This window comes from Haloleucobacter ellipsoideus (assembly GCF_052491725.1).
Window position 1 is genome coordinate 1 of record NZ_JBQWAR010000003.1, and the last position, 11839, is coordinate 11839.

12 protein-coding genes and 2 pseudogenes are annotated in these 11839 nt (G+C 58.5%); 9 read left to right on the forward strand and 5 right to left on the reverse strand.

Going from position 1 to position 11839, the window contains the following annotated elements; all coding sequences use genetic code 11:
- Positions 1-283: 283 nt before the first annotated feature.
- A complete protein-coding gene (locus ACT6QG_RS00035; RefSeq protein ID WP_444975571.1) occupies positions 284-1117 on the reverse strand; it encodes a LysR family transcriptional regulator in 834 nt (277 codons plus the stop codon).
- A 120-nt stretch (positions 1118-1237) separates the two neighbouring features.
- On the opposite strand from ACT6QG_RS00035, the gene ACT6QG_RS00040 reads away from it, so the two are divergent.
- From ACT6QG_RS00040 to ACT6QG_RS00055, 4 genes are all read left to right on the forward strand, one after another.
- Positions 1238-2248: an SDR family oxidoreductase gene (locus tag ACT6QG_RS00040; RefSeq protein WP_444975572.1), complete on the forward strand. Its 1011-nt coding sequence runs from the start codon at positions 1238-1240 to the stop codon at positions 2246-2248.
- Positions 2249-2719: 471 nt separating this feature from the next.
- Complete coding sequence (locus ACT6QG_RS00045; protein ID WP_444975573.1) at positions 2720-3328, forward strand: hypothetical protein; 609 nt, start codon at positions 2720-2722, stop codon at positions 3326-3328.
- Positions 3329-4428: 1100 nt separating this feature from the next.
- Positions 4429-5556 carry a helix-turn-helix domain-containing protein gene (locus ACT6QG_RS00050; RefSeq protein WP_444975574.1) on the forward strand — a complete coding sequence of 376 codons (1128 nt, stop codon included), beginning with the start codon at positions 4429-4431 and terminating at the stop codon, positions 5554-5556.
- A 19-nt stretch (positions 5557-5575) separates the two neighbouring features.
- Positions 5576-5779, forward strand: coding sequence for a hypothetical protein (locus ACT6QG_RS00055; protein WP_444975575.1), 204 nt, complete (start codon positions 5576-5578; stop codon positions 5777-5779).
- Between the two features lie 236 nt (positions 5780-6015).
- On the opposite strand, the gene ACT6QG_RS00060 is transcribed toward ACT6QG_RS00055, so the two are convergent.
- Together ACT6QG_RS00060 and ACT6QG_RS00065 are read right to left on the reverse strand one after the other, a co-directional pair.
- The gene (locus ACT6QG_RS00060) at positions 6016-6519 is read right to left on the reverse strand and encodes a hypothetical protein (protein ID WP_444975576.1); all 504 of its coding nucleotides are present in this window, start codon (positions 6517-6519) and stop codon (positions 6016-6018) included.
- Between the two features lie 39 nt (positions 6520-6558).
- A complete protein-coding gene (locus ACT6QG_RS00065) occupies positions 6559-7080 on the reverse strand; it encodes a helix-turn-helix domain-containing protein (protein ID WP_444975577.1) in 522 nt (173 codons plus the stop codon).
- Between the two features lie 265 nt (positions 7081-7345).
- Between ACT6QG_RS00065 and ACT6QG_RS00070 the strand changes: the two genes are divergently transcribed.
- Positions 7346-7684: a helix-turn-helix domain-containing protein gene (locus ACT6QG_RS00070; RefSeq protein ID WP_444975578.1), complete on the forward strand. Its 339-nt coding sequence runs from the start codon at positions 7346-7348 to the stop codon at positions 7682-7684.
- A 30-nt stretch (positions 7685-7714) separates the two neighbouring features.
- A pseudogene (locus tag ACT6QG_RS16005) lies at positions 7715-7987 on the forward strand (ParB N-terminal domain-containing protein); the annotation flags it as partial.
- 288 nt (positions 7988-8275) lie between these two features.
- Here the strand turns inward: ACT6QG_RS16005 and ACT6QG_RS00075 are convergent.
- Together ACT6QG_RS00075 and ACT6QG_RS00080 are read right to left on the reverse strand one after the other, a co-directional pair.
- On the reverse strand, positions 8276-8692 hold the full coding sequence (locus tag ACT6QG_RS00075) for an AAA family ATPase (RefSeq protein ID WP_444975579.1): 417 nt from the start codon (positions 8690-8692) through the stop codon (positions 8276-8278).
- 13 nt (positions 8693-8705) lie between these two features.
- Entirely contained in the window at positions 8706-9887 is a 1182-nt protein-coding gene (locus ACT6QG_RS00080) for a Fic family protein (RefSeq protein ID WP_444975580.1), read from the reverse strand.
- Between the two features lie 99 nt (positions 9888-9986).
- Between ACT6QG_RS00080 and ACT6QG_RS00085 the strand changes: the two genes are divergently transcribed.
- The 3 genes and pseudogenes from ACT6QG_RS00085 to ACT6QG_RS00095 all read left to right on the forward strand — a co-directional run.
- A complete protein-coding gene (locus tag ACT6QG_RS00085) occupies positions 9987-10613 on the forward strand; it encodes a hypothetical protein (RefSeq protein ID WP_444975581.1) in 627 nt (208 codons plus the stop codon).
- Between the two features lie 305 nt (positions 10614-10918).
- Positions 10919-11539: pseudogene (locus ACT6QG_RS00090) on the forward strand (ParB/RepB/Spo0J family partition protein); the annotation flags it as partial.
- Positions 11540-11687: 148 nt separating this feature from the next.
- Positions 11688-11839, forward strand: a 152-nt coding sequence (locus ACT6QG_RS00095) for a recombinase family protein (protein ID WP_444975582.1), incomplete at its 3' end; no start/stop codon positions are given.

An 11839-nucleotide genomic window follows, 5' to 3' on the forward strand; every position in this document is an offset into this window, starting at 1 on the left:
AAAGGTGCGATCTTCGCCCATTGGGCATCGCTCAACTCGTACCGCTTCGCCATCATCGCAGGGCTCCGTGCTTCGGAAACACGGAACCCTATGAATCAGCATTCTCCAGCCTTGGGAATCCTGAATGTCGATCGGACCTAGTGCGCCACTTGACACTCTGAGCGCGGAACGTCTGATCCGTCTCGTCTACCCAGCCCGAAACACATCAATGACAGGTTCAGGGGCTCTGGTCGTGACCGAAGCAGGACCATTGAGCGCTTTTGAGAGAACCCGCCAGGGGAAGTCAGCTCGGATCGGGGTGCAGCATCCGCGTCTTCAGCATATCCATGAATGCTCTGATCTGTGGCTGCCTCAGGGCCTGTGGGCGTGTCACGAGAAAGATTTCTAACCCGGGCAGCACCAGATCGGGGAAAGGCTCGGCAAGTCCGGTTGCCAGAACGCGCGGAAGGACTGCGGCGCCGTGGCCATGCCGGACCGCCTCCAGTTGCGCTGTAAAGGACGAAACACGGATGCTGATATTGCCAAAGCCGGCTGCCCGCGCGGCTTTCATATGGGGAAGCTGGTCCTGCGGCGGCAACAGCCCGATCATCGGCAGGGTCTGGCGCGTATTTCCCGGCCGGGACGCCAGATCCGGCAAGGCAAAGATGCCAAAGGCCACATCTGGCAGACGCTGGTAAATCAGCGATGGCTCGCCCATATGCAGCGTGCGGATGGCGATATCCGAGGCGCCTTGTGACAGTTTCACCAGATCGGGAGTGATGGTAAAATCCACCGTGCAACCGGGATGCTGTGTGGTGAATTCCGCCGCCGCATGGGTGACGGGGCCGATGAAGCCTTCGCCCGCCGTGACCCTGACGCGACCCGATAGGCCCGTGGTTTCCGGGGACGGGGCGAGAGCAGTTTCAAAATCCTGTGCTGCCTGCACCAGGGCTGCGCCGCGCGCGGTCAGCCTGGTGCCATCGGCACCGCGCTCGACCAGTGCCGCGCCGATCCCGGCCTCGAGCTGGGTGATCCGGCGCGAGAGTGTCGAGGCCGCCATGCCGAGCGTCTCGCCGGCGCGCAGGAAACTGCCGCGCCGCGCCACCGCCAGCAAAAGGCGCAGATCATCCCAGTTCATTCCGTCATCCTGCTTTGCGCTCAGGCAAAGCCGTTTTGTCATGCCATGCGTTCTGTGCAAAGCCCTGCCGCGCTATCTTCCTGCAATCAGGCGCACGCCGCTCTAGGCAGGATCATCGATATGCAAACCGTCTTCGTCACCGGCGCGACCGGGCTTCTTGGCAACAATCTTGTGCGGCTCTTGCTGGAACGCGGTGTGGCGGTGCGGGCACTGGCTCGCTCGCGCGCCAAGGCCAGAGCCCAGTTTGGCGAAATCCCCAGGCTGACGATTATCGAGGGCGATATGCAGGATGTCGCAGGCTTTGCTCCGGCGCTTTCGGGTTGTGATGTCGTGTTTCACACCGCAGCCTATTTCCGCGAGAGCTATGGCGGCGGCAAGCACTGGGCGATGCTGAAGCGGATCAATGTCGATGCAACGGCTGAACTGATCGCTGCCGCCTATGCGGCCGGTATCCGAAGGTTCATCCATACCAGCTCCATCGCCGTGGTGAACGGTCCGCGCGGCGCACTGATCGACGAAAGCATGGCGCGAGAGCCTCGTGATGCCGATGACTATTACCGCAGCAAGATGCAGTCCGATGCAGTCGTGCGAGATTTCCTGCGCAGCCACCCCGATATGTTTGCGGTCTTCGTCATGCCGGGCTGGATGCATGGTCCGGGCGATCTGGGGCCAACGGCGGCGGGTCAGTTCACGCTGGACTATCTGAAAAAAGCGCTGCCGGGCATTCCGCCCGGGACATTCTCCTTCGTCGACGCGCGGGACGTTGCCTTTGCCATGGCGGCGGCGGGCGAGAAGGGGCGACGGGGCGAGCATTATCTGGCCGCAGGACACCATATCGCCATGCTGGATCTGGTGGAGATTTATCAGCAGGTGACAGGCGTCCCGGCACCAAAACGCCGGATCCCTGTCGCGATTCTCTGGCCGATTGCGGCATTACAGGAACTGGTCGCCCGGATTACCGGACGCCCGGCGCTTCTGAGCCTTGCCACCGTGCGCACCATGCGAGCCGAAGCAGAGCGCACACGTTTCAATCCGGCAAGATCGCGCGACGAACTGGGGCTGAGCTTCCGCCCCATCGCCGAGACGATCCGCGACGAAGTGGCATGGTTCAAAGAGCAGGGCATGGTGTGATCATGCGCGAGCAGCCGGAGGGGCGCGAATCTGAGCCGGATCAACCCGTCTCACACAGCCATTTTCGGATACGGGCGCGAACGTTGCATAGCACGAGACGCTGTTGAACTGAATCATTCGCCCCTTCGTCCACTTGCTATACCAGTCATTGCATAGAGTTCCGCATCGGCTCTGGCGGCGATGGTTGCAACAAGATCTGCTTTGGTGTGGGGCAGGCGGGTGAGCAGGTTCGACCAGTCCAGATCGATAAGGTCTTTGGGTGACGCCGGCCTGTACCGCAAAAAGTCAGTCGTAGGGTTGATCGCCTCCGGGCTGCTCGACGCCTTTCACAACTTGCAGTTCGGTCATCAGGATAAGGGCCCGGTGCGACCTTCGATAGGCTGCGTCAGCTAAACAGCCGGATATGTCAGATCCGGTCACCGGGCGTCTTGAGCTGAAGATGCTGGCCCGGGCAGGTAAGGAGGCGGAAAAATGGAAACTGGAGCAGCAGACGACAGTCAAGAATTACATGACGCATCCGTGAACCAGTTTGAGTTGCGGGTTCATGTTGCAAATCCCAGCAGGGACATAGGCACGCCGGTCGAACCCTACTTAATTACCGAAATATGGATTGATGGAGCCCATCTGGATGAGCCTCATCCGATTCATCTGCCTCTACTCATCCAGAGCCTACACGAGCCGGGTGCATATGACATTTTCACCTGTGACTGTGGGGAAGCTGGCTGCGCCGGGATTTTTGAGGGTATCCATGTGACGCATGAAGGAGAGTTGGTGCGTTGGGATTTCCGTCGTCCCCAGAGCGAAGAACTGATTGAGCCGAGCATGGGCGCATGGCGGGATACTGCCACGCCTGTGCATCTGACCTTCAGGCGGAGCCAGATGATACATGCGGTGCAACACTATCTGGGGAGCATAAGGGCTATTGCAGGCGATAACCCCGATGCCTTTGGTTGGCCAGTGGCTGCTATCAGCGTGCGAACCATTATGGGGATTGACCCAATGAAACGCCTATTATGTCAGGCGTTGAGCGCGCTTGTTTTCCTCGGATGCGGCCGGACCGGGTGCCTTCAAAACCCTTGAAACCTCATTTTTCGGGGTTTTGAAGGTTTTGGGGGGGGCATGATGCAGGCACTTCCGGGAGACGCGTGGGCGCCCGCAAGCCTTCAAAAATCAGCAAAGCGGCAGTTCATCCGCCCCCGCGCAAGCATAAAGACGCAGGGATGGATGCTTTGTTTCCTGACTTGAAAGGTGAGCCAGCAACCTTTTGCCGCCCATCAGAACTTCCAGCCGGTCCAAGATCCGATACAGGCGGTTGAGATCATCTGTCCTGCTCATGATCGCGTGGCCAGCCCATACCCCTTGATACAGGGACCGTTCGCGGTGGTGCCCAGCCATACGCGAGCGCAGCCCCGGATAATGGGCAGGCACAGCTTCTGAAAACCGATCTTGCTATCCCGCTTTGCCGTGCTGGGCGCTGGGCCGCATCACCACCGCGAGTCGTGGAAGCCCAAATGGCCGGGGACAATGTGCCGGGATATTCCGCCCATATCCCCCCCTTCCCGAACATAATGGGGGATGCAGCGGGGGATATTGAAAACCGTCGCCGCGAATTTCGATTTAATTACAATGACTTAATAGGATTGAATGGCGGGCAGCGCCCGACGAAGATGAGCACTATGAGACGATCATAGTCATCTGAAATCATTAAAGAGTTTTCAAAGGATTCGGCCATCGGCGGTGATCGGCGCCTTCTGGAGGTCTTTCGGCGGCGATATCGGGCATTTGGCGGCCGTCGGAGCAGCATCGAATATGCAACTTAACGCCTTGCGTTAAGTTGCATTGACGGCTTGGCACGACTCGGTTATGGTTCGCCCAATGGAGATCGAGTTCGCAGACCAACAGTTGGCGTTAATTGAAACGGAGCGTGCAGCAGACACAAAGCTGCCGGTTGCCGTCATTCAATCTGCTCGGCAGCGGTTGAGCATAATCCGAGCCGCCCCCGATGTTCGCACCATGCAGAACTGGAGGAGTCTTGGCCTAAGAGCGCGAGCGGTGGGTTCTCCGGAGCATTTGGTGGTTTTAGCCCCTCAGTGGGCGATGGTCTTGCGGATTGAGGAAAAGAATAGTGCTATGACAGTGATCGTTAGGGCGATGGAAGAGCAAGCAAGGGGTGCCGCATAATGGCCGGCACCAACACCGTCGCAATCGATCCCCCCGGCGTCTTTATCAAGCTTGAGCTGGAGGTTCGTGGCTGGTCGCAGCGCGATCTCGCTTTCATTCTCGGGCAGACCGAACAACAGTTGAATCCGCTGCTGTCAGGAAAGCGGGCTATCACTCCTGACATGGCGCGGCTGCTTGGCGACGCCTTTGATGCATCCCCTCAGTTCTTTCTGAACCTCCAAGGTCAGTTTGATTTACAGAATGCGAAGGAACCCGATCCGGCCGTAAAAACCAGGGCGGAACTTCAAACCCTCTATCCTGTACGCGACATGATCCGCCGAGGTTGGATCCAGGATGGTGAATCCTCATTGCTTCAGCTTCAGATGGACCGATTTTTCGAAGTCGCCAACGATCAGGGGCCGAACGCGATCGCGTTTGCTGCCAAGAGGACGCATTACGACGAAACTCCGCCTCATCAGTTGGCTTGGGTGTTTCGGGTTCGGCAGCTCGCGAGCAATATTCCCGTGCGCGCGTTTTCGCCCGACAAACTTCGTGACGCGCTCCCAAAGCTGCGGGCTTTAATGGTTGATCCTGAAGCCGTCGGAGCTGTGCCGGCTTTGCTTGCGGAATGCGGCGTAAGGTTTGTCGTTGTGGAGGCTCTGCCCAACGCGAAGATCGACGGTGTGTGTACTTGGCTTGACGACCAATCTCCAGTGATCGGAATGTCAACTTTGTATGATCGCCTTGATAATTTCTGGTTTATTCTACGGCACGAGATCGAACATGTCCTTGAAGGACACGGTAAACGCTCAATTGGTATGGTCGACCATCTCTCGGGAGATAATTCCTCTGATGAGAAGAATGACAGTGATGAAGAGCGCGTCGCAAATATGGCCGCTGCTGATTTCTGCGTTCCGAATCAGAAGATGGATTCCTTCTATGCTCGCAAGCACCCTTATTTCTCGGAACGGGACGTGATCGGATTTGCGTCGCTGATGGGCGTCCACCCAGGGATTGTGGTCGGACAGCTCCAGAAGCGAATGAAGAGGTATGATTACCTCCGTAAATATCAGGTGCCGGTCAGGCGTTATGTGGTGAATTCGGCTGTTACCGATGGCTGGGGCCACGTTGCCGAAGCGCATCTTTAGATTTCAATGGTGGTGATGAATGGCAAAGTTTTCTGAGCAAATGCAGGCGATTTTTGATCGCTATACCGAAGAGGTAGACTCCTCTCCGGTATCGCTTGACAACGTCGCTGCTTGGGCAATCGAACAGGGACTTTACCGCCCGCAACCGCGCGACGTGGTGAAGCTTTGCCGTGAGGCGCTGGCCGAAAGCCTGCGGCAGGAGAAGCGGATCGACGCCCAATGATAGGAGACACTTAGTATTGCAGGGGCGGGATTAGGTGGGATTGGCCGGGATATATCGGGATGAAACCGAATGGCTCCAATGCTTCCCGGCCATTTTCGCGCGGTCCCTTCACATTCCTACCTTGTCTTGCAGAAGGCTCATCCCACGCGATTTGAGACAATGTATTTTGCAGAACGGCTACCTCTCAGGGCGCGCTTCTCATTGATCTCTTAGAGGTAGACAACAGCCTCTTAGTATCACGACTTGGTCACGGTCGTAACCACGCCGACCCCATCCACCGCCCTTATCCTGAAGTTAACATCGTGAAGGTCAACGTTGCCCTCATCGGCATCTTTGAGCCTGCTCAGAAGGGCAACCATTGCCGCGCCACGCTCATCCTTGTCTGCGGCAGGCACGAGCAGGGCCATTAGGATACCGACGGCCTCGGCGAAGTTCATAACGTCTTTCTGATCCTTGCTGGCATAGACAATCCGAATGCTGGATATGCCCTTATTCTTGATGTTGTCAGCCACAGCCAAAAGCGAAACACCGCTTCCAGCTTCGTATTGGCAAACAAATTTCACCTCACTCTGGCACTTGCCGCGCGCCATCCTACTATCGGCGCTAAGCTTCTTGGCTGCCTTGTTAAAGGCCGTGGCAAGTTGATCAGCTTTGATTGTAAAATCGCTTGCGATTGCTGCTGTAGAAGTGGTCGCGAGTGCGAATGCGACCAATGTCGCGGCTGACAATTTCCTGAACATTGCTACCTCAATCCCACAAATTACAACCTAGAGACACTATCACGAGGCCTCGCGTTTCCTAGCGCCGGGGTTGGCGGCTGTGGATGCTATGTCCTTGCGGAGCTGGACGGCCATCATTTTGACAGCCACGGGCCAGCCTTCCGGTTCTGGAATTTCCTGAATGATCTCATTGTATTTCTCGGCGCTTAATCTCCCCAGGTCGAGCGCCGAAAGGCTTGCGCTTGCATCCTTATAGGTTCGCTGAATTGCATCTGTGACCAGCGCCAGAAGCTCAGGGGCGGTGATTGGTGGACTGGGAAGTAGCTCGTCGCCCGCCACCAGTGCGCCTGCTTCGCTGCCTTGGTCAATACACATCGGACCCTGACCGGTTAGAACCCAAGAGGGACTAAAGCCAGCTGCCGCATAGCGTAGCAGGGTATCGCCTCCCGGAATGTTTAGTCCGGCTTCTATCTTCTTGAGCGTGCCAAGAGGGATGTCGGCGCGCTTCGCAAAATCCGGCTGGGCCAGTTCCCAGCTTGCTCGTATCGCCTTCAGTCGATCGGCAATGGTTCTGCTCTTCATGGCAGATCAGCCGCACCAGTACGTCGAAGTTCCGAATATGGAACCTTGGCGTCAGGGCCCATCTCGGACAAAGACGCCACAGAAGAAAAATATCTATTTAATATCATATAGATAAATGAATTTTCCCCGAAAAATTCCACAAACGGAACTGTGGCGTGTTTTTCGGGCTTGATTGGTTCCAAAAAGCATCTCATATTAATCCCGAACCGAACCAGTGAGGCCCCGAAAATCCGGTCTGCACACCGGATCAGCGAGGAGTGAATTTGTGGCCATTCGAGAACCGAACGGCCGGTGGAAAGTAGCGAAGCTACCCTCCGGCGACTGGCATCCAGAGGAGATCAAGGCCGCCGTGCGGATGCTCGGCTCTACCCTCTACGATGTCTCTCGCGCGGCAGGCCTGCCTGAGCATGCCTGCCGTAGCGCCCTGCGACGCTCCCATTTCGATGGCGAATTCGCCGTTGCTGCATTTCTGAGGGTTTCCCCTCGCGATATCTGGCCGAGCCGGTATCGCCCGGATGGTGGTCGCATCCCTTCTGTGCGCCGCAGATCGATGATTAGCGCCGATCCGATCCCCCGTCACCGGCAAAACGCCGCTGCCGTCTGAACGTCTCTCCATCTCTAAGTGGATCATATCATGGATCGTATCCTGTCAATTCCCCTTGCTCAGATTGACATACCCAATGACCGGCTGCGTCAGGTGGACAGTGACTGGGCAGACGGGCTGGCACAGTCCCTATCCGTGAGCGGGCTGCAGAACCCCATCACTGTGACTGCGCCGGACAAGAAGGGGCGGCATGTATTGATCGCCGGCCTCCATCGTCTGACCGCTGCTACGCGGCTGGAATGGCCTGAGATCAACGCCATTATCTTTACGGGCTCGAAGCTCGAACAGCGTCTGGTTGAGATCGATGAGAACCTGATCCGGCGGGAACTGTCACCTCTGGACAAGGCATCACATCTGGCAGAGCGCCAGCGCATCTACGAAGAACTGTTCCCGGAGACGAAAAAAGGCGCTGCTGGTGCATTGGCCAGATGGGAAGGTGCAAGCGACAAGTTGTCGTTTGCAGCCGAAGTGGCTGAGAAGCTGGGCATTAGTGCCCGTGATGTGCAGCGATCAATCGCCCGTTACACCAAGATCGCCCCGGATGTGCGGGCGCAGATTGCCGGCACTTGGATTGCCGATAAAGGTGTTGAACTAGATGCCCTCGCCAAGCTGGAACCCGCCCTCCAGCGCAAGGTTGTCGCCAGTCTGCTGAATGGCGAAGCCAAGTCGGTGAAGGCTGCCGCCGCAGCGCTGCAGGGTAAGCGTCCCGCTATCTCCTCCGAAGATGATGTCGAGTTTGATCGTCTGGTGACGGCATGGAAGCGCGGTGGCGCGCGTGCCAAGAGGCGATTTGTCGACTGGCTCATCTGCCCCAAGATGGAAATCAGATCGCTGAACAGTGCGCTGCGCACGGGGCACGCCGAACAGCTTCGACAGGGCATGAAGCAGTGCCGTCTTGCCCGCCGCGTTCGGACCAACGACAGCCGTGATCTCGGATGCGATCGGCACGGTTATAGGGTCGGGACCGAAACAGCGAAAGCCGGACAGGGTTACGGATTCGATACGCACGGGCTTCCTTCCTTCAGGCCGTTGTGGGGAGCGGGTCGGTTCCCTCGCTCAAGATGGCGAGATATCGCCGGTAACTGAACACGCGCCCCCGTTTGCGCCCGGTGATTTCTTCAACGATGCCGAACCGTTCCAGATCAGCGAGCGCCGCATTGACAGTGGGGGCTGAGAGTCCTGTTTGCTGAACGAGCTGGTTGGCCGTTAGGAACGGGTTCTGCTGAAACAGATCGTGGATACGCAGCGCGGAGCCTGCCCGGTCGCTCTCTGTCGTGATCCGCTCGCGGTCGTCCTTGAACAGATCGACAATCCGGGTAGCGGCCTCGAACGCCTGATTGGCCGTATCCGCAACGCCGGTGAGGAAGAAATCGAGCCAGGCTTCCCATGCCCCGTGCTCGCGCACCTCCTGAAGCAGGCGGTAATAGTCGGCGCGATGAGTCTTCAGGTACAGGCTCAAATAGAGGAGCGGCTTGCGCAGCACGCCGTTGACGCAGAGATACAACGTCACCAGCAAGCGGCCGATCCTGCCGTTTCCATCCAGGAACGGGTGGATGGTCTCGAATTGGACATGCAACAGCCCAGCTTTGATCAGGGCGGGCAGACGCGAGCCGTCCTCGTGCATGAAGCGCTCAAGCGCATCGAGACAACCATCCATCTCGGTCGGCGGCGGCGGCACGAAAAGCGCGTTGCCTGGACGTGAGCCACCGATCCAGTTCTGAGACCGCCGAAACTCGCCGGGATTTTTCGTCCCGCCGCGTCCGCTTTGCAGCAAGCGTTCGTGCATCTCGCGGATCAGACGCAGTGACAGCGGTAGCTCTTCCAGCCGTTCCAGCCCATACATCATCGCATCGACGTAGTTCGAGACTTCGCGGATGTCGTCGATCGGCTGGCCGGCCTGCGCCTCGGTCTCGAAGCAGAGCAGGTCCGAAAGGGTCGATTGCGTTCCTTCTATCTGGGACGAAAGGACGGCTTCCTTCCGCACGTACATGTAGAGGAACAGTTCTTGGCGCGGCAGCAGCATAGTGATGCCGTCCAGGCGCCCCAAGGCACGTTCCGCCAGACTTAGCCGCTCCAGAAGGGTGAGCACGTCGATCGGCGGTTCCGGCGGCAGTGGAGGCGGCACGAAGGCACGCACGATTTCGCCCGCAACAGGGGTCTCGACAAAGCGGCCTAGCCGGAGGTTGGAAGCTGATTCGGACATGCCCCACTATGCGGGCGCAGCGTTATTTAAGCAATTGGCGCTTAGCTTAAATAGGAGTTGAGCTAAGGTAAGCGCTCTTAAATAACGGGCAGCACCATCATGGGCGGGTACACGCAACGGGTTCGTGACAGTATTCTTCCGCTTTCAGTGGCGGGAACCCTGCCGGCCGCGTTCAACGAGTGGTCCTTCACCGATAACACGGTCGATCACGAACAACCCATCGAAACCTGTGAACTCTGCGGTCAGCAAGACCTTCGCTACCACTTCGAGATCGCCAATCACTATACAGATGCGACGCTTTGGGTCGGCTCCCACTGCATACTTCAATTCGATGTGGCGGTCATCGAGAAAGGCAGACGCCTGTCGCCGGCCGAGGCGAAGCGGCACCTCACCAAGCTGACCCAGCAGATGCAGTTGGAATCCTCCATCCGCACACTCGAACAGCTTGCCGCGAAAGAGAACAATCCCATCCTGTCGGGGGCTCTAGATTACTATCGCAAGAACAAGAAGCTCACCCCCAAATACGCAGCCGTCGTGTTCTGGAAGCTTCAGGCCTTCAACATCGATCATCACCCGTCGTTCTTCCAGATCGAGCTTCGCCGCGCCCAACATATCGATGATCTGAAACAAATGCCGACCGCGCGCGTCCATCGGTTCTGGACCGCGTTGACGACCGCCCAGCGTCGCAAGGCTGTTGAACTGGGTCATACCTCACCACAAGCGTAGCTGCGGCAATCAGGATGCGCGGTTTTCAGGTTCAGCGGTTTTTTACATCCTGATCCAGTTTCCTGCCCGGCGCCCGCTGGCGCTCATGCCGGGCGGGTTGCTTGGGGGCGCTGCCCCCTGGCGCGGCGCAAGGGATCGCTGACGCTCGGCCGGGACGGTATCCCCAGCCTTCCTCCACGTCGTTCCTCCGTTCCGTGCAGGCCGGGTGATCCCCCTCCGCACCGGCCGCCCTTGCTCCTTGCACCTCCCGGTCTCGGCGACGGCCAGGGTTGCAGCGCAGCGCTGCGCTCCAACCCAAGCCAATGAGGATCCGGGAGTTGGCGGACAATCGGGGATGGGGCGCGGAAGAGATCGCCGCCCGGTTCGGGGTTTCCGCCCATGTCGTGAAGCAGCGGCTTCGCCTTGGCGCTGTCAGCCCGAAGCTGATGCAGGTCTATCGGGATGGTGGCTTGTCGCTGGATCAGTTGATGGCCTTTGCCATCACCGAGGATCATGACCGGCAGGAACAGGTTTTCGATAATCTGTCGTGGAACCGCGAGCCCGCGACGATCCGGCGTGATCTGACCAAGGCGAATGTGGAGGCGACCGAACGGCGGGCGCGTTTCGTCGGGGCGGACGCCTATGCGGTGGCAGGCGGCACGATCATCCGCGACCTCTTCACCGAGGATCGGGGCGGCTATTTCGAGGATGCCGCGTTGCTCGACCGGCTTGTCATCGGAAAGCTGGAAGACATCGCCGTCGAGGTGCAGGCCGCAGAGGGATGGAAGTGGAGCGCCGCTCACATCGACTATCCCCATGCCCACGGCTTGCGCCGCAGCTATCCCCACCCGGTGGATTTGTCGGAGGAAGATGCCGCCGCCTATGACGCCGCGCAGGAGGAATTGGAGCGCCTGTCGGCAGAATGGCAGGACGCGGACGTAGACCTGTCTGCCCATTCCTGAGCCAGTTCGGCCCGCCGCTTCATGTGCTCGGCGCGATTATACGCGCTCTCCACCCTGTCCTTCGGTGTGTGCGCCAGCATCAGGTCTATGATGTGCCGGTCTGCAGGAAAGCGCTCATTCATGATGCTTGAGAATGCGGCCCGCCACCCGCGACGGCGGACGCTGGGGCATCGGTCAGGTTCACCGCATCCTGACCCGCCGCACCTATATGGGCGAGCATGAGTTCAACAAGCGGACCAAGACCAAGGAATTGAAGCCGGTCAGCGAGATCGTGATGGTCCCGGT

Excerpts from the sequence above, each read along its gene's own strand:
- ACT6QG_RS00085 (WP_444975581.1), top strand. The coding sequence starts at position 9,987 with ATGGGCGGGTACACGCAACGGGTTCGTGACAGTATTCTTCCGCTTTCA.
- ACT6QG_RS00055 (WP_444975575.1), top strand. The coding sequence starts at position 5,576 with ATGGCAAAGTTTTCTGAGCAAATGCAGGCGATTTTTGATCGCTATACC.
- ACT6QG_RS00065 (WP_444975577.1), bottom strand. The coding sequence starts at position 7,080 with ATGAAGAGCAGAACCATTGCCGATCGACTGAAGGCGATACGAGCAAGC.
- ACT6QG_RS00045 (WP_444975573.1), top strand. The coding sequence starts at position 2,720 with ATGGAAACTGGAGCAGCAGACGACAGTCAAGAATTACATGACGCATCC.
- ACT6QG_RS00080 (WP_444975580.1), bottom strand. The coding sequence starts at position 9,887 with ATGTCCGAATCAGCTTCCAACCTCCGGCTAGGCCGCTTTGTCGAGACC.
- ACT6QG_RS00040 (WP_444975572.1), top strand. The coding sequence starts at position 1,238 with ATGCAAACCGTCTTCGTCACCGGCGCGACCGGGCTTCTTGGCAACAAT.
- ACT6QG_RS00050 (WP_444975574.1), top strand. The coding sequence starts at position 4,429 with ATGGCCGGCACCAACACCGTCGCAATCGATCCCCCCGGCGTCTTTATC.
- ACT6QG_RS00035 (WP_444975571.1), bottom strand. The coding sequence starts at position 1,117 with ATGAACTGGGATGATCTGCGCCTTTTGCTGGCGGTGGCGCGGCGCGGC.
- ACT6QG_RS00060 (WP_444975576.1), bottom strand. The coding sequence starts at position 6,519 with ATGTTCAGGAAATTGTCAGCCGCGACATTGGTCGCATTCGCACTCGCG.